Consider the following 23695-nt stretch of genomic DNA (forward strand, 5'->3'; position numbering starts at 1 on the left):
TCAGAGGACAAAATGATGCGAAGTCTACTTTGGGCATTTCTAGCGGTTGTACTATCAGGCTGCGCTATGTATCAAGCTGAGTCAGAATCCGGTGAGGCGCATTATGCGGCGATCCCCAATGCTTGTAATGGCCTTGCGCCAGAGATGATGGTGCATTTACTTGCCAGCGGCGAAGCGCAGTCAGATCAAGCGCTGCACTATGACTACTTTTATGTAAATTGCGCTGTCACACCCACGCCTGATGATAACAGCACATCGCATGCACAGCTGCTGGTGCGCAATGCATCGCATTGGGGCTAATCATGCGCGTAAGTTATGCGCGCCAGTGACATGGATGAGGCAAATACTGGGCGTAAATATTTAGCTTGGTAGTCGAGTGATTTGTCTTTTTGTAATAATTTTGTAAAACGGTGATAAATCTCTGTCAAAACAGAAAATCGACCAATGATTTGAAATCCAAGATATGAAGTATTTAGCGATTCGAAGGGGTCAATTTTATTACCAAGAGAAAAAAGCGTAGAACTGATAGAACTCAGGTGATTCATGATCATAAAAATAAATACCGGAGGCGATATGAGTTCAGATGGAATATTTGTCAGCTTGCTCTTAGTCAGTTTTATTGGTGGATTGATGCTCACTTTGGTGCCTTTATTTCGACGTGGGCGGCATGCACCAATAGACGACCCTGCGTTTTTAAAATCACTGCGCCACGCACTCAGCCAAGGGGGCGAGGAAGCTCAGCAATGGTTGGACTGGTATCAGCACCAGCCGCCGCAGGAAGCACTGGTCGTTCTGCTGCGCCAAGAAATATCGCAGGCGCGATATCGTGGTGTGGATGTCAAAGTGTGGGATCAGCGTTTATCACTGTATTCGTCATAATGTCGGTTTGTGGCTTAGGGCGTGTAGTGTTCTGAGGATTGGATATCAATCGATTGGATAGAATGTTGATATTAAAAAGAGCGCAGAGGCGCTCTTTTTAATGGCTCATAGATGACTTTCGTTGAAGGCTTTATTGGTAGAAGAACACCAACAAAATCAGTAACGGGCAGACAAATTTGACGTAACTTGGCCAAATGCGCCAAAACCAAGTGTGCTCAATATTCTCTGAGCCAGACTGGAGTGCTTTTAGCAGTCGATTTTGTCTGAGAACCCATGTCAGCATCACCCCAAACAAAAGTGCCAAAAGTGGCTGAGCATAGACTGTGGTGGCTTTAACCACTAAGCCAAACAAGGTATCGAAATGGTATATAACCAGCGCAGAAACCATGGATACCAGCGAGCCAATGAGCCAGACCGCTTTGTGGCGTGAGCAGCCCGTCTCCTCATTTAAGGTGTTGACTGGCGCTTCTAGCATTGAGATGGATGAGGTCAGCGCAGCAATGAGCATTAAAGCAAAAAAGCCTACCGCAAGTAACACACCGCTTTGACCCATGCTGTTGAACATTGCGGGTAGCACAGTAAAGACTAAGGTATCAGATGACTGCAAACTGCCATCGGCTTGGTAGATGGTTACGCCATTGGCTTGGGCCACAAACATCGCAGGCAAAATGAGCAAGCCTGCTAAAAAGGCTACGGAAGTATCGAGGCCCGCAACCATGGCTGCGGTGCGTGGCAAATTCTCTTGTGGGCTCAAATAGCTGCCGTACAGCATCAAGGCGCATACGCCAATGGAGAGCGAGAAAAAGGCCTGCCCCATGGCGCTGACTAACAGTGAGGGTTGTAGCACTTGGGAAAAATCTGGGATCAGATAAAGTTTGAGTCCTTGCATTGCGCCTGGCTGCGTCAAGATATAACCCGCCATGGCAATGAGGAGGACAAACAGAAGTGGCATTAAACGTTTTGACCAGCGCTCAATGCCTGCACTCACGCCGCGATAGACTACGTGCATGGTGAGCAGCATAAAGACAGCCATCATGATCAAATTGCGACTCAGCGAAAAATTCTCTAACCAGTGAGTTAACTGTGACCATCCTAGCGCTTGCGTGATTGGCGCGAGCATAAATGACAATAACCAGCCAGATAAAATCGCATAAAAAGAGAGAATGAGCGACAGCACGGTGATCCCGGCAACGCCGATGACGACACCAGTGCGCTGCATGAGCCGTGTCTCTCCCAGTGCACGTAATGACGCGACTGGATTTTTTTGGCTTAAACGACCAATGGTCAGCTCCGCGATTAACATGGGATAAGCCAATACCACCACCATCACCAGATAAACCAGCAAAAATGCACCGCCGCCATTTTGCGCCGCTTGGGTGGGGAAACCCCAGATATTACCAACACCGACCGCCGATCCGGCCGCAGCAAGAATAAATCCTAATCGAGATGAAAATCCTGGACGAATATGACTCATTGGCAACACTCCAGCGTGTCTTGCCCATTGATGTTGTTGTGTTTGTACATCGAATTCCTCATACAGCAGTGAAATATGTTGGCCGCTTGAGGATGGTGAAAGGAATAAGAGATGTTCGCCAGCCTCCTTGCGGGCCAGCATGCGCCAACCCTAGTTGATAAACACTAGGGTAAAGCTAAATCGACGAGCGCAATGCGCCGCTGTTTCTAAACTGAACAGCTTTCGGCACATGGATGTGGCTTGAATTGAATGCAACATACGTCACTCGTCCTATGGGTGAGATTTCAGACTACTATGCTAATTTTTTCTTGTAAATGGATATTTTATATCAAGGTGCACAAAGCTTGAGTTGTGAGTCGATAGGAACTGAGGGAGAAGAATGTTGCTATCGAGAATGATTCTCAATATGATGTCAAAATTGTTTGATTCGCAATGATTCAGGTGAAGGAAAATGAATATCGCACAGTGGGAAAATTATACCTTGTGGGCGCAGGAGGCGCAGCATCGCGGTGACCATGTGATGTCCATGGCGTTTTATCAGCAAGCATTGGCACAAGCGATGATGGCTGACTTGGCGCAAGCTGAAAATAGCGAGTGGTTATCGATTAAGGTAATTAGTTGTCACAACCTTGCGGAATTTTGGCGACAACAAAATGAACCCGATTTGGAGCTGCATTACCTACAATTAGCACAAGAAGCGGTCAGTGTGTCGATTCCGCATTGTCAGCATCAAGATTGTGATACCTATGTGGAAAATTTAGGCTGTTGCAAAGCGGCATTGGTCAATTATTTAAAACGTCATCCTAACCCGTTGGTGGCACAATCGGTGCAGCATCTGCATAGCGCTGATCATTGCCAACTGATCGCACGTTTTCAATTGCAGTAGGAGCAACGATGTCTTTATCCGCGCAAATTCAATCAGTTCAAATGCGCCGGCCACCTGAATTTGAACGTCCTGTATTTGATGCATGCGTCGTCAATAAACAGCAATGGACGACAAATATGTTGCGCCTGACCCTGCAAAGTGACGATTTTTCTGACTTTCCTCATGATTGTGTTGGCGGTTATATCAAATTGATATTTCACCCAGAAGGGCACACGGATATTCACGATTGCCACTCTTTGCGTGATGTTGTGCTGCGCACCTACAGTATTCGTCATTTTGATCCCAATGCCTGCCAACTGGTGCTTGATATGGTCACCCATGATGTCCATCTACCACTGACAAAAGAGCAGGGTGGATATGCCAGTCAATGGGGGCAGCAAGTCAGTGTTGGCGAGCATATTTTTGTCGCAGGACCTGGCTTGATTGCGCCGATTCATGCTGATTGCGATAGCGTTATTTTGGCAAGTGATATGACGGGGTTACCGGCATTGGCTGCACAGCTTGAGACATTGCCTGCCACGGCGCAAGGCGCTGCGTTTATTGCTGTGCGCGATATGGGCGATCAGCAAGTACTTCGCGCGCCATCTGGCATTGCAATGCACTGGTTAGTGCAAGGTGAGCGCGATCTTGTGGCGGAGGTGCAAGCTTATCCCTGGCCCGCAGGTCTTGTGGGTGTTTGGTGCGCCTGTGAATTTGATCAAATGCGTACACTTCGCCGCTATTTTCGTAATGAGCGTGAGGTTGCGCGTGAGCATCTCTATATCAGTAGTTACTGGAAATTGGGTGTGACTGAAGATGGTCATAAGACGATCAAGCGCCAAGACAGTGAAAATAATGCGTAGCTTTTTCTCTTAGGGCGTCGTTAAGCGCGTTATTCAAATAGATTTGACCAATCTCAGTTGTCTCAATGCTGAGATCGCTTCCCTATCCGCAAGGTGCCAAAGGCACCTTTTTTTTCGCCTAGGCTCTAATGCAGACAAAGCTACACTCATATGAAACGCAAAGGAGAAGTGCATGCTGATACGTCGCCAAGAGAAATACCAGCTTAAAGAGCACCAACTCACCAGTGAAGTGAACTATCAGCGTCGCCGTCTGCTTCAAGGATTGGCTCTTAGCACAGCCGCCGCAAGTACAGGCGCCAGTGCTTTTTTGGGCTTGGGCGATAAAACGCCGCCTTTGGCAAAGCGCCAAGCCTTGCAAGCAAAAGCCACAGGCGAGGGGGATTATCTAGCCCTGACGCCGGAAGTGAAGATCCTTAACTACAACAATTTTTATGAATTTGGCACCGATAAGGGGGATCCGCGCCGTTACGCACAGGATTTAGTGACTAATCCATGGCAGGTGAAGATTCAAGGGGAAGTCCATCAAAGCAAAACGCTTAATTATGAAGATCTATTTCGTCAATTTCCGCTAGAAGAGCGTTTCTATCGCTTGCGCTGTGTTGAAGCCTGGGCGATGAATATTCCATGGATTGGTTTTCCATTGGCGGCTTTGCTCAAATCGGTGCGACCGACGATGAATGCGAAATATGTGGGTTTTCAAACACTGTATGATCCCAAACAGATGCGAGGACAAGCCTCGTGGCGTATTGGTGGCGGGATCAATTACCCTTATCAAGAGGGCTTGACCATTGCTGAAGCGATGCACCCACTCACTTTAATTGCCGTGGGTTTATACGGTAAGACGTTAGCGCCGCAAAATGGTGCGCCGCTGCGGCTGGTGGTGCCATGGAAATATGGCTTTAAAAGCATTAAGTCCATTGTATCGATCGACCTGCTGGAAAAGCAGCCTGAGACAACTTGGAACCAGCTGGCAAAGGATGAGTATGGCTTTTATGCCAATGTAAATCCCCATGTCGATCATCCGCGTTGGAGCCAAAGTACGGAGCGCTTTATTGGTGAAGGTAATCTGTTTTCTGCAAAACGGCAGGCCACCTTGATGTTCAATGGTTATGCGCAGCAAGTGGCGGATCTGTATCAGGGGCTGGATTTACGGAAAAATTACTAGCTGGGAGGCGTTATGGACAATCGCGTATTTTGGCTCAAAGTTGCCATTCATCTAGGACAGTGGTTTGCACTGTTATGGCTTTATCTAGCGATGACGCAAGGCGCACTGGGCGCAGATCCGCTTCAGGGTTTAAGTCATTTCACCGGTAAAGCTGCATTTCACTCGCTGCTGCTAACGCTGCTGGTTTCACCGCTGGCAAAGTGGTGTAAACAAGGCTGGCTGATTCGAACGCGTCGCTTGCTGGGTTTATATTGTTTTGCTTGGGCTGTGTTGCATTTACTGATTTATCTACTGCTTGATTTAGGGTTGAATTGGACGCTCTTTGGCCAAGAAATTACCGCTCGTCCCTATTTAGTTCTGGGCGCTTTTGCATGGTTGCTCCTTTTGGCGTTGGCATTGACATCGACGCAGGCAATGCAACGCAGATTGGGTCGCCGCTGGCAGCAGCTGCATCATTGGGTGTATGCCATTGTGCTGCTGGTGTTAGTTCATTTTATTTGGTCGCAAAAATCAGGTTGGTTTGAGCCGCTGCTATATGGTGGGATTGTCACGCTGCTATTAATGGCGCGATGGCATAAATTGAAACGATGGTGGCACAAGCGTGGCGCCGTGCCGTCTGTGTCCAAATCGTCGAAATAACAGGGATAAAAGCCTTCGTTGTCTTCGTCTTCGTCATAGCAAAGCGATGTGTATGGTGTGGGCAACTATTTGAATAAAAAAAGAGGTCCAGTGGACCTCTTTTTCACAGATATTGTTGAGATTAATGCTTGCGTGCATTCTGAATACGATCGGCGAGAAAATCGATCATATTCTCGCCATGATGCTCTAGCAGTTTCGGGAACATAGAGATTGGCGTCATACCAGGGAAGGTATTGATCTCATTTAGATAAATCTCACCATCTTGATCTAAGAAGAAATCGATTCGAGACAAATCTTTGAGTTTCAATTGTTCAAATGCAAGTTTGGAGTACTTGGCAATATCAGCTGTCTGCGTATCTGTAATGTCTGCTGTTAATGTGGTGCTGGAATGGCTGCCTGCGCTATATTTTTCTTCGTAGGTGTAGAACTGATCATCTGGGCAGAAGACTTCACCGGGCGCCGTAAGCACAAGTTCACCTCGATATTGGTAGGCGGCAACTTCAAGCTCGCGCGGTTTGAGCGCTTTTTCAATCAGCACTTGATCAGAATAGGTAAAGGCTTCATCAATGACGCGATCAAGATCGGCTGGATTATCTGCTGAGAAGCAGCCCACAGAGGAGCCTTGGCTTGCCGCTTTGACAAAAACTTTACCCCATTGCGTTAGCGCTTGCTGACCACGGGTATGGGCTTCTGGGGTGTTTTGACTCAAGAAGCAGTATGGCGTATTTGGAATACCCACAGCATCAAACCAAAGTTTGGTGGTGATCTTATTAAAGCAGTTTAAGCTGGCTTCAGCGCCGCAGCCAAGGTATGGCACGCCGACCAATTCAAGAAACGACTGTAGATCGCCAGTTTCGCCCGGAAAACCGTGTACACAAGGAACCACATAATCGATTTTGGTTTCACCTTGTTGGCCGCGAAGTTGGCCATCCATATCGAGTCGACATGCTTGGCCATCCTGATCAACCCAACCCTCTTTTTTCATTTCGACAAAGTGTACGGTGACGCCGTCAATACTTTGAAGTTGTTGCTTAAGAAATTGTGCCGAAACGAGGGAGACCTCATGCTCAGAGGAGCCGCCACCGCAAAGTAGCAAGACTTGGGTTAAATCCATATTGATTCCTTTTCAATCGCTGTGCCAATGGGCAGACAGAAAGCAAAATTCTAATCGAAAGCCGCACGGCATGCATCAAGATTGAGGAAAAATAATGGGATGGCATAGGGGTGGCGGACAAATAAAGAAAAGATTTGATTGAATTAAATGATAGGGGACATGACTGCGTTCTAAATTCGCGTCATAAAAAAGCCCCAATCGGGGCTTTTAATCAAAATTATCAAAGATAATTGTCGCTTAATTTAAACGCTCAAGCTTTGGATATGCTGATTTTTCAATGCTTTCAAAGGAGCGAATAAATGGACCCAATTTACGAACACTGGCTGGCAATGCATTGAGCGCAGCTTTGGCTTCATCACGGGTTGCGAACTCACCGTAGAGGATCGCGTACCATGGAATGCCATCCACTGATTTTTCATTGATCCAAATGGCTTCGTGTTTCGGTAGCGATTGAACAAAGCTTTGGTAATTCTTCTTGTGGCTCACTGCCATTACTTGCAAGGTGTAGTTTGCTTGTGGTTTGTGCGCGACTGCAGGAATTGGTTTTGGCTCAGGTTTTGGTGCTGGCTTCACCTCAGGAACGGGCTTTTGTTCTGGTTGAACGATAGGCACAGTTTCTGGCATCGGTTGGGCTGGTGGCAAGTCACCAGAAACCGCAAGATCTGGAGAAACTTCTTCGGTACCCATCATGTCGTTACTATTTTCGGTTAACGCAGGTTGGGTCGTGGCTGGTGCTGTTTTGATTTCTTCAACCACAGTCGAGCTTGTTGAAATTTGAGGATTGCTCGTAGAACAACCGCTAAGGAACGCAAGCAGCACGGTTGCAGGGATTATTTTTTTCATCATCATGATTTGCCAGTTATCCTATTGACACTCATCACATTGTGCCGCTCGCTCAAGTCCCAATCAAGGGTTTATCAAGAAAAGCGTGGCATTCGCTATATTTTACAGCAGTTGTTTGGCTTTTACTTAGCCGCCAAGTCCGGGTAGGACAAATGCAAGTACTGCCCAAGCGCTAATCCAGCTGATCACCAGCATAGCGTCATACCATGGTTTTTTGTTCATTTTTCGATGCTCCATCGCCAATCAATGATGACAAATTGGCTCAATCCAAGATAACAAGGGAAGTATCGTGGATGAGCGGCAATTTTTGTCATTGCACCGTGAAAACTAGCAAAAATAATACCAAATTAATTAACACGCTCTTGTTGACGACGATCACTTTGCACGCGCGCTTCTAATTCAAACAAAGTTTCGGTTACTCGGCGACTGAGTTCTATTTGTTCTGATTCTGACATGGCATAAAGTAAATCGACATTATGGCGGATATATCGCGGTGGTATTTGATTTAAAACCAAGCAACATAAATCGGCGAGTTGGTCTGCGCTGTATTTATCATGAAGACCAAATTCGTAAATTTTCTGGCCCAGAATACGCTCAACATAGTTATGAACTTCTGCACTGATCATTATGGACTCCTTATCGTCAAATCGTTCTTAGCATAGACCGCCATATTTGCCGTCTGTTTGATTCTCATTGAGATTGTGAGATGTCGATCAGAATAGATGTTGAAGAATAAAGTTGAAAATAAAGAAACGAAAAATAATCAATGCAAATGATAACGCATCAAAAGGAAGGCGCACACGATGACGCATAGGGTACAGAATCTATTTACGAACATTCCCGATAGGTTTTCGCAAGAGCTTTGCGACATATTGGTAAGTCATCCAACCTGTCGTATTGAGCGTATTGTGTCAAAAGGACACGCCACGCCTGATTCCACATGGTATGACCAAGCAGAAGATGAATGGGTCTGCGTGCTTAAAGGTGAGGGCACTTTGTTATTTGAGCAAGGCGAGTCCGTGGTCCTTGGCGTCGGGGATTCACTCTTGATTCCGGCGCATCAAAAACATCGCGTGCAATTAACGACGCCTCATGACCCCACTATTTGGCTGGCCGTGTTTTATGGTGCCCAGTGAAGGTGCGTATTTGTGCTCAGCATCCATTTCATAATTCCCTTGTCCCTTTACTGGAATCTGGTTAATTTCAATCTATTGCGGTAACAAGGAAGAATGAGATGAAAACAATCGGTTTGCTCGGTGGAATGAGCTGGGAGTCCACACAAAGTTATTATCAAGCGATTAACCAAGGCGTCAAAGCGCATAAGGGCGGCCTGCACTCTGCAAAAATTGCTTTATATAGCGTGGATTTTGCCGACATTGAGCGCTTGCAGCATCAAGGTGATTGGTCACAAACTGCGGTGATTCTCGGTCAAGCTGCGCAGGCAGTTGAAGCGGCGGGTGCTGATTTTCTATTGATTTGCACCAACACCATGCACAAAGTGGCCGCGCAAATTCAAAGTCAGATCCATATTCCGTTGCTGCATATTGCTGATGCAACCGCGATGGCGCTGCAAGCGGATGGTATTACGAAAGTGGGGCTTTTGGGGACGCGCTTTACCATGGCGCAGGATTTTTATAAAAATCGTTTGATTGAGCAATTTGGCATTGATGTGTTGGTTCCAAGTGACGCGGAGCAAACCATTGTGCACGATGTGATTTATCAAGAATTATGCTTGGGCAATATATTGCCACAATCGAAAGCCCAGTATTTAGCCATTATTGAAAAGCTTTATGCGCAAGGGGCGCAGGCGGTGATTTTAGGTTGCACGGAAATTGCGCTGTTGGTTCAACAAGCGGATACCCATGTGCCACTTTATGACACCACGGCTATTCACGCGGCACAAGCGGTGTCATGGGCCTTGGAACAAGCCTAATCTAGTTTTCTTTGCGCCAACTGAACCTGAATACAGCCAGATGATTGAAATAGAGAACATGCCTCATATCGAATATCGTATGGGTACATTTAATGATGTACTGATCATTAATCAGCAAATGCCTGAATTTGATGATCGCACCACGCGCGCAGTGCTTGAAGTGCGTCTTGCCAATCGAGACTATCGCTTGCTCGTCGCTTATGTGGATGACATGCCTGTGGGCTATCAGCTTGTGTATGCGCTTTCAGCGACTGAGAGTTACCTTTGGCTGGCGGGTGTGTGTCCCGATTATCGTCAGTATGGCATCGCCACGGCGCTGCGAACGCAGCAAGAATTCTGGGCAAAAGGACAGGGTTATCAACAGATGCGGGTGAAGTCGATGAATCGTTATCCAGCAATGTTGCAACTTTTGATTCGCAGTGGATATCAGATTGATGGTTATGAAGATGCCGGTTCATCGCACAATAGCAAGATTTGCTTTTGTAAGGCGCTTTAAATAAATCGAAGATGCGTATTTAAACTATGGCTGCCCTTCTTTGGGTGTGAGGCTGCGGGGCATCGACTGGTGGATACTGCGTGAAAATCTGGCACAAAAAACCGCCTTTGGTCAGGCGGTTTTTTTATCGCGTTGGTTAAAGCAAATTAGTTTGTTTGACGAATTTGACTGCTGCGCAGCACACGATCGATGCGTCTGGCGTATTGAAAGGTTTCTTGATTCTTTGGATAGTTCACCAAGCTGGTGATCATGGCTGCGCGAAGTTGAACACGCTCGGCATAGCTTTCATCGGTGCCCACTTCATCAATCAGGACTGTGTGAGGCACACTTTCCAGCCAGGCATCAAATTGCTCTGGATGTACTTCAAACCAAGCCAATGTCGCTTTGGGGTTTAATGCCAACGCTTTGGCAAGTAAATCTGAAATGACGGGCGCTTCTTCATTTTTGCGATAAATCCAAGCATCGCCAAGCTGGGCAATGATTGGAGTGAGCTGCTCTGGTGGAAGTTCGGCCAGTGCAATTTCCCATTGCGTGACCGTTTGTGCGGAGAAAAGGGAGGCATGAACAATAAGCGGTGAGAAGGCTAACATTGCAGCTAAATACACACCTTGCCATTGCCGTTTCATCGCACCACCTCCATTTCAACTGATTTCTTATTCAAGTTAGCGAGGAGATTAAAAAAAACAGCGGGTGAAATAAATGGTTGGGCTTATGCAAACAGATGAATTTCGAAACAGTGCACGAACTTATTTGCAACGCATTGCAGTATACGTCGATTTTTCAGAATGAGTGCGAGTATCAAGCATTTTAACGCAGTCGCATGAATGATTGACCGCAGCTTGACACAATTTGCTATTACTTGAGCAGGATGACGAAAAATACGCATTTCATCGAAAGAATGATGAAAAAAGATATAAGCGGTTGATCTGCGAAGATTCAATTGAGAACTGCCGATATAATGGGCACAAATAACATATTGATTTTTATGTTATTAGAGATTTGTAATATTGGCGTGATTCAAAGGGTGCCCTTGCGCTGATGTTTTTTTGTGCTAAATTGCCGCCAGCTTTTTTGAATGAGGTTTCAAAGCATGACCAAACTGGCTTCACGTTTTTTCCTAGCGATGCTGCTACTGACCAGTAGTGCGTTGGCTTGGAGTGCGACCAGCAACGATCCATCCGCCCAGCTTTATCAGCAGCTCGGCTTACAAGATGATATGAGCTTTGAAGTCTTTCATCAGGCATACCAAGGTTATCAAGGCGTAAAAAATCGTAAAAAATCAATGTTGACCATCATTGATTACAGCAAGCCTTCCAGCCAAAAGCGCTTTTTTGTCATTGATATGGATAAAAAAGAGTTGCTGATTAAGACCTATGTCTCGCATGGGGTGAACAGCGGTGCGCTTTATGCCAAGAAGTTTTCAAATAACGTGAATTCGCGTCAAACTTCTCTGGGCGTATTTTTAACCTCAGAAACTTACTATGGCGCTAATGGTTATTCATTACGCATCGATGGTTTAACGCCAGGAAAGAACGACCGTGCGCGTAAACGTTATATTGTGGTGCACGGCGCCAAGTATGCCAATCCCGATATGATTTCAAAAACCGGGCAATTAGGCCGCAGCTGGGGCTGCCCAGCGATTCCAACCAATATTTCACGTAAGGTGATTGATTTGATTAAAGGCGGCTCGGTTATCTTCTCCTATGCCTAGCACAATTTAATGAATAAAAATGCGCTCAATGGAGCGCATTTTTTATGCCTTGCGTTCGTTGCATAAGCAGTTGCACTTGAAAAAAGGAGAAAAGCTTGGCCTATTTCATTCCTTCGCTAAGATAGAAGAAAGTGGTCGTTAACGATAAGGAGTGTGTTATGTCTCTTTCCGCAGCCCCCAATCCATTTGGCGCATTTGAAACCAGCCAAGTCGATGCGAATCAAGTTGAAGGTATTTGGAAAAAACCGGTCAATCTGGATGTGATCAATGGATTTTGCCAAAACACCTTGGTGTCTCATTTGCAAATTGAGTTTACCGCGATTGGTGAGAACAGCTTAACCGCAACCATGCCTGTGGCACCGATCACCCATCAACCGCTGGGTATTTTACATGGCGGCGCCTCGGTGGTTCTGGCGGAGACCATTGGTTCTGTTGCCGCCAATATGGCTGTGGCTGATCCCTTTTATTGCGTGGGTTTGGATATAAATGCCAACCACGTACGCGCCAAACGTGATGGCGTAGTGACTGGCATCGCGACGCCAGTGCATTTGGGGGCAACGACCCAAGTGTGGCAAATTGAGATTGTGGATGAGCAGCAACATACCATTTGTGTCAGCCGCTTAACCATGGCGGTGTTAAAGCACAAGCGCGCAAAGGACAAACGTCCGTTATGAAATTGACGACAGATTTTGGCGATATCATTGTCACTCAAGATACCTTGGTCATTCGCCAGCGTGCGCTATCCGTGATGATGACAGCGCATCGTGAGGAGCTACAGCTGTTTGCCAATCAATGCGTCATTGCCGCGCACAGTGGCAGTTGTCGCTGGTCAGTGGCATTGCAAGATGCAGCGCTGCTCAAGCAGATAGCCACTGAGCTTTCACTGCCGATTCACGGTGAGTTGTGAGTCGCTTCGTTTCATTCATGCAATCATAGTTCTCATTGCAATTATGGTTGAGATAGCCTGCTACATTGTGGCGCAATTTGGCTAAGTGGAGACCGTTGGCCGATGCCGATGACCTTAATTTCAGATGATTTAGCGCGAGAAAAGCTTGCCCAGCGCATTGCTTCTTTAACTCATCATCTTTGCCATGGCGTTTATGAACGCGATTCCCTGATTAGCCAATGCCTATTGGCCACCTTAGCTGGCGAAAGTGTCTTTATTCTCGGGCCTCCGGGGATCGCCAAAAGTATGATTGCCAAACGCATTATTGAAGCCTTTAGCGATTGTGCTTATTTCGAATACTTGATGACGCGTTTTTCCACCCCAGAAGAGGTGTTTGGTCCGCTATCGATTCAAGCACTGAAAGATGAAGGTCGCTACGTGCGATTGGTGGATGGCTATTTGCCCACTGCAGATGTCGCCTTTCTTGATGAAATTTGGAAAGCAGGCCCTGCGATCCTCAACACCTTGCTGACTGTGATCAATGAGCGCACCTTTAAAAATGGTCAGATGCACTGTCCTGTGCCGCTAAAAGCGTTGATTACTGCTTCAAACGAATTGCCCGATCCAGAAAGTGGGCTCGATGCCCTGTATGACCGCATGTTAGTGCGCTTGTATGCTGATCCGATTCAGGAAAAGCATAATTTTCGCGCGCTGGTGACGGAAAAACCAAAGCCACATCCGATTCCACAATCGATGAAAATTCATTCTGATGAATTTGCGCTGTGGCAACAGAGCATCGATTATGTGGATCTCTCTGATGCGATTTTTGAGCATATCTATCAAATCAAATTGCGCATTGAAGCCCAGTGCCACAAAGATCAAGATGAAACCCTTTATGTGTCGGATCGCCGCTGGAAAAAGGCGATTCGATTGCTCAAGGCCAGCGCGCTATTTAATGGCCGAATCACAGTCAATGAAATCGATTTGATTTTGTTACGCCACTGCCTCTGGTATAGCCCGACCTCACGCACCACAGTGCATCAAATTTTGCATGACTACATTACAGAGCATGCTTTTGAGCAGCATCTGGTGGCTGATGCTTTGGCGCAAAATCACCAAGAGCATGTGCAGCTTCTCGCTGAAGTGCAGCAAGCGCTTGCACTCAATGCCAGCGCAGAAAATAAATTGCATCGTCAGGGCTATCGCTTACCCATTGAAAAGGCTAAACGCTTTAGTTTTCAGCGCAGCAATGAGATGGTCAAAGCGATTTTGCTATCGAGTAGCCAAGGCGCTTTGCAGTGGTTTTATCTCAAGGCTGATGAGCTTGCGAGCAAATTGAAATCGGGTGGCGGCGAGATTTATGGCTATTGCGGCGACGATCCAACCTTGGTGCCAGTGCGTGTGGGGGTCAACGAACAATCACAATTTGTGATTAAAGATGCCACCAATCGCGAAGTGCCTGCAACCCTTGCTGGTGCAATGCCTATCTCGATGCAAACGCAAACACAGTGGCAGCAAAATATGGCCAAATCCTTAGCGCGTATCGAGCAAGTGAGCCAGTCGCAACAGCATGCACGTCAGCATTTTTATCGCATGAGCCAACACTCTTTTGTCGCGCCAGAGCCCATTGCTGCTATTGATGAAAGTTTGGACTTAGCCCATCAGCAAATTGAGCAGGCACTGCAAACCTTAACCATGCAGCAGCAAAGCTTAAATGAGCTCTTGGCACATTTGGTGTAGCCTTGGATATTCATCAACTGACGCTGCGGTTGTGCCAAACCGATGTGATTGATAATGCGCTGGAGCGCATTATGAAATTGCCGGAGATCATGGCCTTTAGCGATAAGGATGAGGGCAAAAAAGCAGCCTTTGAGCAGCGTTTGCAAAGCTGGCGATTGGACGCGGAAGCCACGCTCAGTCGTTGGCAGTTGGATGATCGTTTGCAACAAGAAGTGGCGCTACTCAGTGAGCTCACCCAATCTCACCTTGATACCTACAGCATGGCATATAGCCATGCGGCGGATCAGCTACACCAATTGGACGAAAGCGAAAATTGCTATGAAGCGCTGCAACTGATTTGGTTGCATGAAAAGCCCATTCATTTAAAACGTCGGCAAATCGAGCAGCGTTGGATTGCCGATCTCAAAACGCGCGTCACCGAAGCTCAGTGGATGCAATTAGCACCTGATTATCAAGCCTTGATGCAAGAGCTGATGCAGCGCGCTGAGAATCTCGATACGCTCTCTGATGTGATGCCTGCCAGTCCCCAAGAGGGGCAGATGATCTCGCCACTTTGGGATTTAACCCGTACCCCGCTGACGCAGCAGCGTCTTGATGATATTAAGCAGGTGGTGCGTCGTCTCGATAAGCAGCCGCAGCTGAAAGCCATGGCGGATCAGTTAGGTCGTATGGCGCAGCAAACCACTGAAACCTCGGTGGTTGAGCAATCAGACAGCGAAGCCATGATGCAGGATCAATGGGTGAAAAATATCCCTGATGCCATGGTGGGGTTGCACTACTACAACGATATCGCGCGCATTGTGCCCAATGAGCTCATTTATCTTGCGCAGCCTGAACTTGAAGTGCTGTTTTACAAGGGGATTATTGAGCAAGGTTTATTGAACTATCAATTTGCAGGCCAGCTGGAAAAACGAAAATCAGTAACGCGCGGTTTGCCAAAGCGCAGTGAAATGGCGCTTGAGAAAGGCCCTTTTATCGTTTGTCTTGATGCCTCTGGCTCAATGATGGGCGCTCCTGAAAAATGCGCCAAAGCGCTCTGTTTTCGGTTGATGCAAATTGCCCTTGAGCAAGGGCGCGATTGCTTTGTGCTGTTGTTTTCGACCGATGTGATCTGTTTTGAGCTCAGCGGTGATGTGGGTTTAGAGCAAGCCTTGCAGTTTCTCTCCTTTACCTTTCATGGCGGCACCGATTTTTTGCCCGTGCTAGAGCAGGGTATGAGCCTGATGGAAACGGCTAGCTATGAAAATGCGGATATGGTGGTGATTTCTGATTTTATTACGCCGCGCCAACCGAACTTATTGCGCGAGCGTATTGCCGCGATGAAAGAGCGGGGGAACCGCTTTCATTCTGTGGTGCTTTCCAGCCATGCCAATGATGACGTAACGCGAATTTTTGATCATCACTGGCACTATCAGCCGAGCCGATTTACCCGCTAACTGAGCGGATAGAAAAATTAAAACCCGCCTGTTCGCGTGAGCAGGCGGGTTTTTTCTTGGATCGTTATTTTTCTCTTTTTTGTTTTCTGTTCTCTTTTCTCTGAGATATGCATCACCTGAAAAAATTTTGGCTTGTGGGCGATATTTGCGCTGAATGGCTAAGCGCGCAGGGTTTGAAATCCCCAATAGATGCGCATCACGGTGGTGAGCCAGCAGGCCGCGCCAAACAGATAAGCGATAGTGGTAAAGTGCTGCGGCCATAAGCAGCAAGCAAAAAAGCAGAGTATGGTTTCGCTACCCTCGGTTAAACCACTCATGTAATAGAGCGACTTGTGTTGGTAGGTGGGATTTTCAATGCCTTGTTTACTCGCCATAACCGCAAAGGCTAAAAAGCTGCTGCCTGTGCCCACAAAAGCGAAGATCAAAAATGCCCCTGCAATGCCATTGACTTCGGGATTGGCCAGCACAAAGCCAAATGGAATTAAGGAATAAAAGAGAAAATCGAGGCTGATATCGAGAAATCCACCGGCATCGGTGATCCCTTGAATTCGCGCTAAGGCACCATCTAATCCATCACAAATGCGATTAAGCGCAATGCATAAAAGGGCCAAGAGATAATGCTCAAAGGCCAACGCGGGAAGCGCGAGCGCGCCGAGAATAAATCCCGCCACGGTCACTTGATTGGCGCTGATCCCTGCGCGGTTAATGACAGATGCACTGAGACGAAGCGGCGCACGCACCACTTGAATGGCCATTTGATCAAGCATGCTGCGCATCCCATGGCCAGTTGATACAGCGGCTTCCCTCAGGAATATCTGACTCATCATGGGTCACCAGTAGCGCCGGAATATGCGCTTGCTTGAGCTGTTCGATCACCCAATTGCGAAATTGAATGCGCAAATCCTTATCTAACTTACTGTAGGGTTCATCAAGTAGGGCGACTTTGGGCTGCGCCAGTAGCATTCGGGTTAGGCTAATACGTGCGCGCTGGCCACCTGAAAGTTGCTCAGGGTAAGCAGTGGCTAACTGGCTGAGGCCCAATTTATCCAGTACTGCCATGGCTTGCGTTTTTCGCTCACTGCCTTTGACTTGATTGGGCAGTGCAAAGGCAAGGTTTTGCCAAACATTGAGATGCGGAAAGAGGTGATCATCTTGAAATAGGATGCCCACTTGGCGCTGATGCGGCGGCAGGGCGCACAGCGATGCGCCATTGAGCAGTACTTCTCCTGAATATTCAAATTCATTGGAAAGATGGCCTGCAATTAAATCAAGCAGGGTTGATTTACCACAGCCACTGGGGCCCATCAGGGTAACAATCTCACCATTTTCAACCGTTAAATCAAAGGCTGAAAAGAGGGTTTCTCCGCTGTTTTTACGGATAGCGAGGTTTTTGAGACAAAGACTCATGAGAAACAAAACCTTTCAAAGAGAGCTTGCGGCACTGAATTTGTAAGCGACTTAAACCCAGTACAAAGAAAAAGAACAGCAGCGGCAACAGTGCCTGCCATAACCCGTAGATGGCGGTAATGCGGCGATCAAATCCGCTGGAAAGTGCCACCGCTTCAGTGGTTAGGGTGCTAATGCGTCCCGCCCCGAGCATTAAGGTGGGCAGATATTGCGCCAAACTCACGCTAATGCCAATGGCCCAAGCAAAAAGAAGGGCAGGTAGCAGGATAGGTAGCTTCACTTTTAGCCAAGTTTGCAGCGGCGATTTACCGAGACTGAGTGCCACTTGGGTCAGACGCGAGTCAAAGCTTCGCCATGGGCCATCCAAGGAGAGATAGACCAGTGGAAAGGCAAAAAATAGATGCGACCAGCAGACCCAGAAAAAGTAGGCGTTGCTGCTTAAATGCAAGGTCATCACTTGAATGCCAAACATCATCGAAAGCTGGGGAATAAGCATCGGGAGTGCAATCACATAGGCAGGTAATTGCCAGCGTGCACGCAAACGATATTCATGGGCAACAATGGCAAAGACAAGCGCAATCGTAGCGCTCACCAGTGCAATGCTTAAGCTATTTTCGATGGTTGCGGCAATGCTATCCCACTCATATTGCCAAAATCGAAGGCTAAAGCGACTAGGCAGCAAATCGGGGAAACGCCAGCGCTGGGCGAAGCTCCATAGCAGCATTAAGGGGATCATCGCAGTGGTGATACAGACCAATAACAGCGCCCATTTATTGCCTTGAAGATGCATACCTGAGCGGCCAGAAAATTGCCATTGTGTGCAGCGTTTGGTGATCAGCCATTCAATGCCTTGCACCAGTGCAATCAGTAGGCAGGCCAGTAAAAATAGCATTAGAGCACCTGCAGCGGCGCGTGGTAATAGGGCTAAATCAGGGTCGTTAAACCACTGCCACACCAACACGGCAAAGGTGGGTGGATTGGTGGGGCCAATAATCAAGGCAACATCGACCACGGAAAGGCTATAGGCGATGATTGCTAGCATCGCAAAGCGTAGTTTGACCAGCCACTGCGGGAAAATACACTTGAGCCAAGTTTGTGCGCGGCTATAACCCAAGGATTGGCAGGATTTTTCAATCTGCTGCACCTTCATCTGCTGCAAAATTGGCATACTCATCAGTAGTAAAAAAGGCACCTCTTTAAGCGCAAGCATCATAACAAGCCCTAGGCCATAGGGATCTTTGACCAAAAGCGCAGCATCATGCAGCTCGCTACCACTGAGCCCAAGGGGTTCAAAAGCGCGCGCCACCATGCCTGTGGGCGCAAACAAAAAGGCAAAGCCAATGGCAAAAGCCACATGTGGTAGGGCAAGGAGCGGTGAGAGCATCAGCTCCATTTTGCGCCAAATGGGGCGCAGCCACGCCGCTTGTAAAATCGCAAAGCAGATCAAACAAGCAAGGTAGCTACTTGCCAGCGTGGTGAATACGGTGAGCGCGATGGAGTAACCCACGCCCTGCCATTGCAATACCGCTGCAAAGCCTGCCCATGACCACTGATTGAGACCAATGGGCGGAATATAGCCAAAAGCTGACACCAACACGCCAAGCAAGCCTGGCAGGATGGGTAAAATACAGATCGCGATGAGCGAGAGATAAAGCGCACGCAGCATAAATAATAATTAGCTCCCGTATCGTTTGAGCCAAGCTTGTTCAAGCGCGTTTTGCCAGCTTGGATGCGGCTCTGCTATGGCTGGAAAAGGCTTACTGCTGGCGGCTGTCCCTGACAATACGCTCGGCATCAGAATGGATGGGTCGCCCCACACATGGGTATCGCCTTTGCGCGATTGTGCCGCTGGGCTGAGCAAAAAGTTGATCGCCACTTTGGCGCCAGCACTTGCCTGCGCGTTCCATGGAATCGTCAAAAAGTGCACATTGGTCAGGGCGCCTTTTGAAAAGGCATAAACCTCGGTGCTTTCGGCTAGGTTGCCACTCATTTGCGCGGCATAGACGGCGTTTGGATTAAAGGTAACCGCTAGATCAATTTGCTCATCATCAAGTAGTTGCAGCATCTCTGCGCTGCCAGCGGGGAACTGCTTACCGCCGCGCCAAGCCACTTGATGAAAGGCATCCAAATATTGCCAAAGGGGGGCTGTGATCTGCTCAAATTGCGCCGCTTGTACTGGTTTTGCCAAGTCTGGGTGGTTACCGCTGAGCTCAATCAGTAGCGCTTTCAAAAAACTGGTGCCATGAAATTCAGGCGGGCGCGGATAGGTGAGACGATTTGGGTTGGCTTTGGCATAGTTCAGCATCTCAGCAAAGCTTTTCGGCGGTTGTTGCAAGGATGCTTGATCGTAAATAAACACCAATTGACCGAGGCCAAATGGCGCTTCTAAGCCTTCTGTTGGCTCTGAAAAGTCAGTTTCAATGGGTAAGGCGGTATTCGCGTATTGCATGCTTGGTAACCCATCGACAAATGCAGGGGCGAGCATTTGATTGTCTTTCATGGATTTGAAGTTTTCACCGTTAATCCAAATCATATCAACGCTGCCGCCGCTATTTTTCCCTGCGGCTTTTTCTGCCAAAAGACGTGTGGTGCTTTCAGTGATATCACTGACTTTGACATGCACAAGGGTGATGTTGTAACGCGATTTCAGCTCTTTACTGGTCCATTGAAAGTAGCGGTTAATCTCAGGGCTACCGCCCCAGGCATGGAAATAGACCGTTTGGCCATCTGCTTGTGCCAGCACGGATTGCCAATCCTCGGCAAAAACGGTGGAGGTGCAGAGTGCACTTAGAAAAGCGAAGCAGCGCAGTAGAGTTTTCATAGTCAATCCGAAAAATGACAAAACCGCCTTGATTAAAAAGCGGTTGTGTAGGGAACAGGCGCTTAATGAGACAAAAGCACCAGTACCGAGGGGGAAAACAAGGGCGCTTTGGCGCGCCCTTATCATGGCGGGTCGCATTACTTAGAAAGATCGGCCATGTTGATGCCTTTTTTCTTGGCAATATATTTTGGAATCAAAGACATACCAAAGAGCACAAGGCCAGCTGCTGCAAACTTCACCAGTAGCATGGCTGAGACACCGTTGGTCGCAATGTCACCTGCCATGTAGGCAAAGATAAATGCGCCAGGCGCCATAGTCAGCAGAGATACCAGTGCATAGGTGCCGATGTTCAGTGACGTTAAACCATAGGCATAGTTTTGCAAGCTAAATGGGAACACTGGCACCAAGCGGGTCAGGATCAAAAAGCTGGTGCCGTTTTGTGCCACGCCATCATCAATTTTCTTGAAGATTGGGTTGTTGCCAAACTTGTTCATGATAAAGCCACGAAGCAAGAAGCGTGCAACCACAAAGGCAGCCACAGCGCCAAGCGTTGCAGAGAGCAGCGCAAGCACACCACCTTTCACTGGGCCAAAGACGATGCCAGCCACAATGGTAAAGGCGCTGCCAGGTAGCAAGAAAACACAGGCAAATACGAAGGCTGCGATAAACACCGCGTAACCCCATACGCCAAAACCTGCGATCCAGCTTTGTAGGCGATCGATGTCGGTAATGATTTCAAGCATGCCGGTTTGTTTTGCGGCAAAAATGGCAGCGGCAATGACCACTGCAACAAGTGCTAATTTAAGAAATTTCATAAGCTTGTTCTTTCTTTTCAATAGAATGGATTAGATGTTCATGCACTTAATCAAAGCCGCTTTGGATTTATAGCGGTTGAGCCAAGCTTTCATTGGATTCGCAAGGACATTGACTGGCGCGTCATCACCTTCCATCACCACAGGGCCAAACATCAGATCCAGAATGTGCCAAGACTTGGTGCCCACACCCATCATTGAGGCGCGACATGCCGAGCAGTAAACCACCACATAGTCGGTTTCAAATTCATCGACACGGCGCTGAATGACGCGGGTGGCAACATCTGGGTTGGCAGGCACGACCATGCCACCGAAGCCGCAGCATCGCGTGTTTTCACGGGTGTGCTCAGGCTCAACGGTTTTGTAACCGAGTTCATTGAGGATCCAGCGAATGCCATCTTGCAGCTCTTTTTCATAACGGGTTGAGCAAGAGTCATGAATGGTGAAGACAACATTGCTGTTTTTCGCTTTACCGCGTAGCTCTTCAGGTAGGCCGATTTGTGGCAATAGCTTCCAAAGAGACAGTGGCTTTTGCTTGCCGCCTGATTTTTTGATCATGCCAAAGCAGCTTTGACAGGCGACGATCACTTCTTCCGCTTCAAGCTTGTCAAAGTCAGCTTGCAGCTTGCCGTAGCGCTCTTTAAACAGTTCAGTTTGACCAATGGCAGCCGTTGGCTTACCACAACATTTTTGCACTGCACCCATATCAGGGAAGACTTGCTTCAGGTAGTTGGCAATCGCTTTCACACCTTCAGGCGAATAGGATGGCAGGCTGCATCCTGGCATAAATACTTTGTTACTCATTATTTTGCTACCGTTCTTTTTGCCATCGTGAATAGTTTGGAGAAGCCAAGCTTCTGGTGCATGTTGATTGCTTTGTGTCCCGGCATCGGTGATTCGCCATTGTTTGCTTTGACGAAGTCAGCACGCGCGCCCAAGAACATCTCCTTCATCGGAAAGTCTTTCGGACAAACAATCGTACATTGGTCACAGGCGTTGCATGAGTAAGCAAGCAGTGGGTCCATCGACTTGTTATTCACGAAGTCTGTAAACATGGTTTTCGGACAATCGCCAAAGTCGTTCATCATGATGCATTCGCTCATGCACAGCTTACAGCTGCACTGTAGGCATCGAGACGCTTCTTCTGTGATTTGTGCGGCGGTAAAGCCCAAATCGACTTGTGCGAAATCTTGTTTACGTTCATCGGCATCACGTAGCTCACCGTGTAGACGGTGCATATCTGTGGTGCCTTTTGGTAGCGGTACATCCAAACGGCTGATGTAGCTATATTCTTGTTCGAAATCTCGACCTTCAGTCAGTGCGCGATTGCTTAAAAAGCGGCTCACACTGAGGGCAGCTTTACGGCCCAGCGCCATAGCTTCAATCACAATGTTACCGCCGCAGGCATCGCCAGCGACAAACACATCAGCAAGATTGGTAGCCAAGGTTTGCTTATCGACAACGTAGCGACCGCCACGTGTTTGCTCAAGCGCGCCTTCGGTGATATCAGCAACCAACTGGCCAGTTGCAAAGACAACGGTATCGACGGCAATGGTTTTGCTCTCATCGCTATATTGCGGTGCAAAGTTGCCTTGTTCGTCGAAAATAGACAGTACTTTTTTGATGGTGATGCCGGTTACTTTGCCATCGGTGTGCTCAATGGCAATTGGGCCCCAGCCTGCGTTAAAGGCAACGCCTTCTTCTAGCGACTCATCAATCTCAATTTGGCTGGCAGGTAGATTTTCCATGCTCTCAAGTGAGCATTGGTACACTTCACTGGCACCGATACGCCAAGATGAGCGCGCACAGTCCATCGCAACATCACCACCACCAATGACCATCACACGCTGACCTGCGCGAGGGAATTGTTGGGTTTCAGAGATCTCTTTAAGGTATTCAACTGCAGAGAACACGCCATCGTTGTCGTGACCTGGCAGTGGAATAATTGAGCCAACATGCGCGCCGTGCGCAAGGATCACGGCATCGTGCTCTTGGCGAAGCGCTTCAAATGAGATGTCTTTGCCAATTTCAACACCAAAACGTGTTTCGATGCCGAGCTTTTCAAGATAGCTATATTCAAAATCGATGACGTGACGTGGCAAGCGGTATTCAGGAATACCGACACGCATCATGCCGCCAAAGACGTTGAGTTTTTCAAAAATGGTCACTTGGTGGCCTTGGCGACGCAGCTCAATCGCAGCTTGTGCGCCTGCAGGGCCTGCGCCAACGACAGCAATATGTTTGCCAGTGATTGGCGCAATGGTGAGATCCCACTGCTCTGCGCGGTCACATTGCTCGGCAACGAAACGCTTGATGCCTGCAACGCTGATTGGTTGGCCAAATTCAGTGTTACGGCGACAGGCTTTTTCACAAGGGTGCGCACAAATACGACCCAGGGTTTGCGGTAGAAATAGTTTTTGACGAATCAGATCAAGCGCGCCTTGGAAATTACCTTCACCAGCCATGCGCACATATTGTTTGACATCCGTATGCATTGGGCAGGCGGTTTGACATGCAGGATCTGCGTCACCCATACAGCCATCAACAATGGTCTGAGCGGTATCAAAAAGCTTCTGACTAAAAATCACATTATTCATCTGATTGATTCCAC

At 47.9% G+C, this 23695-nt stretch carries 26 protein-coding genes; 14 read left to right on the forward strand and 12 right to left on the reverse strand.

What is annotated here, in order from left to right:
• Positions 1-15: 15 nt before the first annotated feature.
• Both L9P36_RS13830 and L9P36_RS13835 read left to right on the forward strand, forming a co-directional pair.
• The gene (locus L9P36_RS13830) at positions 16-300 is read left to right on the forward strand and encodes a hypothetical protein (protein WP_237468003.1); all 285 of its coding nucleotides are present in this window, start codon (positions 16-18) and stop codon (positions 298-300) included.
• Positions 301-573: 273 nt separating this feature from the next.
• Positions 574-879 (forward strand): hypothetical protein, encoded by a 306-nt coding sequence (locus tag L9P36_RS13835; RefSeq protein ID WP_237468004.1) that lies wholly within the window; start codon positions 574-576, stop codon positions 877-879.
• Positions 880-1009: 130 nt separating this feature from the next.
• Here the strand turns inward: L9P36_RS13835 and L9P36_RS13840 are convergent, their stop codons facing one another.
• On the reverse strand, positions 1010-2353 hold the full coding sequence (locus tag L9P36_RS13840) for a sodium-dependent transporter (RefSeq protein ID WP_237468005.1): 1344 nt from the start codon (positions 2351-2353) through the stop codon (positions 1010-1012).
• Positions 2354-2804: 451 nt separating this feature from the next.
• Between L9P36_RS13840 and L9P36_RS13845 the strand changes: the two genes are divergently transcribed.
• From L9P36_RS13845 to msrQ, 4 genes are all read left to right on the forward strand, one after another.
• A complete protein-coding gene (locus L9P36_RS13845) occupies positions 2805-3239 on the forward strand; it encodes a DUF2753 family protein (RefSeq protein ID WP_237468006.1) in 435 nt (144 codons plus the stop codon).
• 8 nt (positions 3240-3247) lie between these two features.
• Positions 3248-4081, forward strand: a complete 834-nt coding sequence (locus tag L9P36_RS13850; protein WP_237468007.1) for a siderophore-interacting protein — start codon at positions 3248-3250, stop codon at positions 4079-4081.
• Positions 4082-4253: 172 nt separating this feature from the next.
• Positions 4254-5246 carry a protein-methionine-sulfoxide reductase catalytic subunit MsrP gene (msrP, locus tag L9P36_RS13855; RefSeq protein WP_237468008.1) on the forward strand — a complete coding sequence of 331 codons (993 nt, stop codon included), beginning with the start codon at positions 4254-4256 and terminating at the stop codon, positions 5244-5246.
• Between the two features lie 12 nt (positions 5247-5258).
• Positions 5259-5885 (forward strand): protein-methionine-sulfoxide reductase heme-binding subunit MsrQ, encoded by a 627-nt coding sequence (msrQ, locus tag L9P36_RS13860; RefSeq protein WP_237468009.1) that lies wholly within the window; start codon positions 5259-5261, stop codon positions 5883-5885.
• Between the two features lie 121 nt (positions 5886-6006).
• Here the strand turns inward: msrQ and L9P36_RS13865 are convergent, their stop codons facing one another.
• The 3 genes from L9P36_RS13865 to L9P36_RS13875 all read right to left on the reverse strand — a co-directional run bounded on the left by L9P36_RS13865 (position 6007) and on the right by L9P36_RS13875 (position 8468).
• Positions 6007-6999: a D-alanine--D-alanine ligase gene (locus L9P36_RS13865; protein WP_237468010.1), complete on the reverse strand. Its 993-nt coding sequence runs from the start codon at positions 6997-6999 to the stop codon at positions 6007-6009.
• A 237-nt stretch (positions 7000-7236) separates the two neighbouring features.
• On the reverse strand, positions 7237-7845 hold the full coding sequence (locus tag L9P36_RS13870; protein WP_237468011.1) for an SPOR domain-containing protein: 609 nt from the start codon (positions 7843-7845) through the stop codon (positions 7237-7239).
• A 344-nt stretch (positions 7846-8189) separates the two neighbouring features.
• Positions 8190-8468: a late competence development ComFB family protein gene (locus L9P36_RS13875; RefSeq protein ID WP_237468012.1), complete on the reverse strand. Its 279-nt coding sequence runs from the start codon at positions 8466-8468 to the stop codon at positions 8190-8192.
• A 177-nt stretch (positions 8469-8645) separates the two neighbouring features.
• On the opposite strand from L9P36_RS13875, the gene L9P36_RS13880 reads away from it, so the two are divergent.
• From L9P36_RS13880 to L9P36_RS13890, 3 genes are all read left to right on the forward strand, one after another.
• Positions 8646-8978 carry a cupin domain-containing protein gene (locus L9P36_RS13880; RefSeq protein ID WP_237468013.1) on the forward strand — a complete coding sequence of 111 codons (333 nt, stop codon included), beginning with the start codon at positions 8646-8648 and terminating at the stop codon, positions 8976-8978.
• 98 nt (positions 8979-9076) lie between these two features.
• The gene (locus L9P36_RS13885; RefSeq protein ID WP_237468014.1) at positions 9077-9775 is read left to right on the forward strand and encodes an aspartate/glutamate racemase family protein; all 699 of its coding nucleotides are present in this window, start codon (positions 9077-9079) and stop codon (positions 9773-9775) included.
• A gap of 58 nt (positions 9776-9833) precedes the next feature.
• Entirely contained in the window at positions 9834-10271 is a 438-nt protein-coding gene (locus L9P36_RS13890) for a GNAT family N-acetyltransferase (RefSeq protein ID WP_237468015.1), read from the forward strand.
• Between the two features lie 146 nt (positions 10272-10417).
• Here the strand turns inward: L9P36_RS13890 and L9P36_RS13895 are convergent, their stop codons facing one another.
• Positions 10418-10897, reverse strand: coding sequence for a hypothetical protein (locus L9P36_RS13895; RefSeq protein ID WP_237468016.1), 480 nt, complete (start codon positions 10895-10897; stop codon positions 10418-10420).
• 464 nt (positions 10898-11361) lie between these two features.
• Here L9P36_RS13895 and L9P36_RS13900 point away from each other — a divergent pair, with 464 nt between their 5' ends.
• The 5 genes from L9P36_RS13900 (at position 11362) to L9P36_RS13920 (ending at position 16044) form a co-directional block, all read left to right on the forward strand.
• Positions 11362-11982: a murein L,D-transpeptidase catalytic domain family protein gene (locus tag L9P36_RS13900; RefSeq protein WP_237468017.1), complete on the forward strand. Its 621-nt coding sequence runs from the start codon at positions 11362-11364 to the stop codon at positions 11980-11982.
• A 233-nt stretch (positions 11983-12215) separates the two neighbouring features.
• The gene (locus tag L9P36_RS13905) at positions 12216-12656 is read left to right on the forward strand and encodes a hotdog fold thioesterase (RefSeq protein ID WP_237468669.1); all 441 of its coding nucleotides are present in this window, start codon (positions 12216-12218) and stop codon (positions 12654-12656) included.
• Complete coding sequence (locus L9P36_RS13910) at positions 12653-12889, forward strand: DUF3389 family protein (RefSeq protein ID WP_237468018.1); 237 nt, start codon at positions 12653-12655, stop codon at positions 12887-12889. The genes L9P36_RS13905 and L9P36_RS13910 overlap by 4 nt, the downstream gene beginning before the upstream one ends.
• A gap of 102 nt (positions 12890-12991) precedes the next feature.
• Positions 12992-14608 carry an AAA family ATPase gene (locus L9P36_RS13915; protein ID WP_237468019.1) on the forward strand — a complete coding sequence of 539 codons (1617 nt, stop codon included), beginning with the start codon at positions 12992-12994 and terminating at the stop codon, positions 14606-14608.
• A 2-nt stretch (positions 14609-14610) separates the two neighbouring features.
• Positions 14611-16044, forward strand: coding sequence for a VWA domain-containing protein (locus L9P36_RS13920; RefSeq protein ID WP_237468020.1), 1434 nt, complete (start codon positions 14611-14613; stop codon positions 16042-16044).
• Positions 16045-16202: 158 nt separating this feature from the next.
• On the opposite strand, the gene L9P36_RS13925 is transcribed toward L9P36_RS13920, so the two are convergent.
• The 7 genes from L9P36_RS13925 to L9P36_RS13955 form a co-directional block, all read right to left on the reverse strand.
• Positions 16203-16811, reverse strand: coding sequence for a CDP-alcohol phosphatidyltransferase family protein (locus tag L9P36_RS13925; protein ID WP_237468021.1), 609 nt, complete (start codon positions 16809-16811; stop codon positions 16203-16205).
• A complete protein-coding gene (locus L9P36_RS13930) occupies positions 16804-17451 on the reverse strand; it encodes an ATP-binding cassette domain-containing protein (protein ID WP_237468022.1) in 648 nt (215 codons plus the stop codon). The genes L9P36_RS13925 and L9P36_RS13930 overlap by 8 nt, the downstream gene beginning before the upstream one ends.
• Positions 17417-19117 (reverse strand): ABC transporter permease, encoded by a 1701-nt coding sequence (locus L9P36_RS13935; RefSeq protein WP_237468023.1) that lies wholly within the window; start codon positions 19115-19117, stop codon positions 17417-17419. Before L9P36_RS13935 ends, L9P36_RS13930 begins: the two co-directional genes overlap by 35 nt.
• A gap of 9 nt (positions 19118-19126) precedes the next feature.
• Complete coding sequence (locus L9P36_RS13940; RefSeq protein ID WP_237468024.1) at positions 19127-20272, reverse strand: ABC transporter substrate-binding protein; 1146 nt, start codon at positions 20270-20272, stop codon at positions 19127-19129.
• Positions 20273-20409: 137 nt separating this feature from the next.
• A complete protein-coding gene (locus L9P36_RS13945) occupies positions 20410-21087 on the reverse strand; it encodes a TVP38/TMEM64 family protein (RefSeq protein WP_237468025.1) in 678 nt (225 codons plus the stop codon).
• 30 nt (positions 21088-21117) lie between these two features.
• Entirely contained in the window at positions 21118-21888 is a 771-nt protein-coding gene (locus L9P36_RS13950) for a heterodisulfide reductase-related iron-sulfur binding cluster (protein ID WP_237468026.1), read from the reverse strand.
• Positions 21888-23681, reverse strand: coding sequence for an FAD-dependent oxidoreductase (locus L9P36_RS13955; RefSeq protein WP_237468027.1), 1794 nt, complete (start codon positions 23679-23681; stop codon positions 21888-21890). Before L9P36_RS13955 ends, L9P36_RS13950 begins: the two co-directional genes overlap by 1 nt.
• Positions 23682-23695 lie beyond the last annotated feature (14 nt).

Origin of the sequence: Vibrio stylophorae, from assembly GCF_921293875.1 — a bacterium.
Classification (GTDB): domain Bacteria; phylum Pseudomonadota; class Gammaproteobacteria; order Enterobacterales; family Vibrionaceae; genus Vibrio_A; species Vibrio_A stylophorae.

Bases quoted from the DNA above. Each gene is read 5' to 3' on its own strand.
- L9P36_RS13850 (WP_237468007.1), top strand. From the start codon at position 3,248: ATGTCTTTATCCGCGCAAATTCAATCAGTTCAAATGCGCCGGCCACCT.
- L9P36_RS13895 (WP_237468016.1), bottom strand. From the start codon at position 10,897: ATGAAACGGCAATGGCAAGGTGTGTATTTAGCTGCAATGTTAGCCTTC.
- L9P36_RS13945 (WP_237468025.1), bottom strand. From the start codon at position 21,087: ATGAAATTTCTTAAATTAGCACTTGTTGCAGTGGTCATTGCCGCTGCC.
- L9P36_RS13835 (WP_237468004.1), top strand. From the start codon at position 574: ATGAGTTCAGATGGAATATTTGTCAGCTTGCTCTTAGTCAGTTTTATT.
- L9P36_RS13880 (WP_237468013.1), top strand. From the start codon at position 8,646: ATGACGCATAGGGTACAGAATCTATTTACGAACATTCCCGATAGGTTT.
- L9P36_RS13915 (WP_237468019.1), top strand. From the start codon at position 12,992: ATGCCGATGACCTTAATTTCAGATGATTTAGCGCGAGAAAAGCTTGCC.
- L9P36_RS13940 (WP_237468024.1), bottom strand. From the start codon at position 20,272: ATGAAAACTCTACTGCGCTGCTTCGCTTTTCTAAGTGCACTCTGCACC.
- L9P36_RS13935 (WP_237468023.1), bottom strand. From the start codon at position 19,117: ATGCTGCGTGCGCTTTATCTCTCGCTCATCGCGATCTGTATTTTACCC.
- L9P36_RS13830 (WP_237468003.1), top strand. From the start codon at position 16: ATGCGAAGTCTACTTTGGGCATTTCTAGCGGTTGTACTATCAGGCTGC.
- L9P36_RS13930 (WP_237468022.1), bottom strand. From the start codon at position 17,451: ATGAGTCTTTGTCTCAAAAACCTCGCTATCCGTAAAAACAGCGGAGAA.
- L9P36_RS13870 (WP_237468011.1), bottom strand. From the start codon at position 7,845: ATGATGAAAAAAATAATCCCTGCAACCGTGCTGCTTGCGTTCCTTAGC.
- L9P36_RS13845 (WP_237468006.1), top strand. From the start codon at position 2,805: ATGAATATCGCACAGTGGGAAAATTATACCTTGTGGGCGCAGGAGGCG.
- L9P36_RS13885 (WP_237468014.1), top strand. From the start codon at position 9,077: ATGAAAACAATCGGTTTGCTCGGTGGAATGAGCTGGGAGTCCACACAA.
- L9P36_RS13925 (WP_237468021.1), bottom strand. From the start codon at position 16,811: ATGCTTGATCAAATGGCCATTCAAGTGGTGCGTGCGCCGCTTCGTCTC.
- L9P36_RS13840 (WP_237468005.1), bottom strand. From the start codon at position 2,353: ATGAGTCATATTCGTCCAGGATTTTCATCTCGATTAGGATTTATTCTT.
- L9P36_RS13875 (WP_237468012.1), bottom strand. From the start codon at position 8,468: ATGATCAGTGCAGAAGTTCATAACTATGTTGAGCGTATTCTGGGCCAG.
- L9P36_RS13865 (WP_237468010.1), bottom strand. From the start codon at position 6,999: ATGGATTTAACCCAAGTCTTGCTACTTTGCGGTGGCGGCTCCTCTGAG.
- L9P36_RS13900 (WP_237468017.1), top strand. From the start codon at position 11,362: ATGACCAAACTGGCTTCACGTTTTTTCCTAGCGATGCTGCTACTGACC.
- msrQ (WP_237468009.1), top strand. From the start codon at position 5,259: ATGGACAATCGCGTATTTTGGCTCAAAGTTGCCATTCATCTAGGACAG.
- msrP (WP_237468008.1), top strand. From the start codon at position 4,254: ATGCTGATACGTCGCCAAGAGAAATACCAGCTTAAAGAGCACCAACTC.
- L9P36_RS13950 (WP_237468026.1), bottom strand. From the start codon at position 21,888: ATGAGTAACAAAGTATTTATGCCAGGATGCAGCCTGCCATCCTATTCG.
- L9P36_RS13910 (WP_237468018.1), top strand. From the start codon at position 12,653: ATGAAATTGACGACAGATTTTGGCGATATCATTGTCACTCAAGATACC.
- L9P36_RS13890 (WP_237468015.1), top strand. From the start codon at position 9,834: ATGCCTCATATCGAATATCGTATGGGTACATTTAATGATGTACTGATC.
- L9P36_RS13955 (WP_237468027.1), bottom strand. From the start codon at position 23,681: ATGAATAATGTGATTTTTAGTCAGAAGCTTTTTGATACCGCTCAGACC.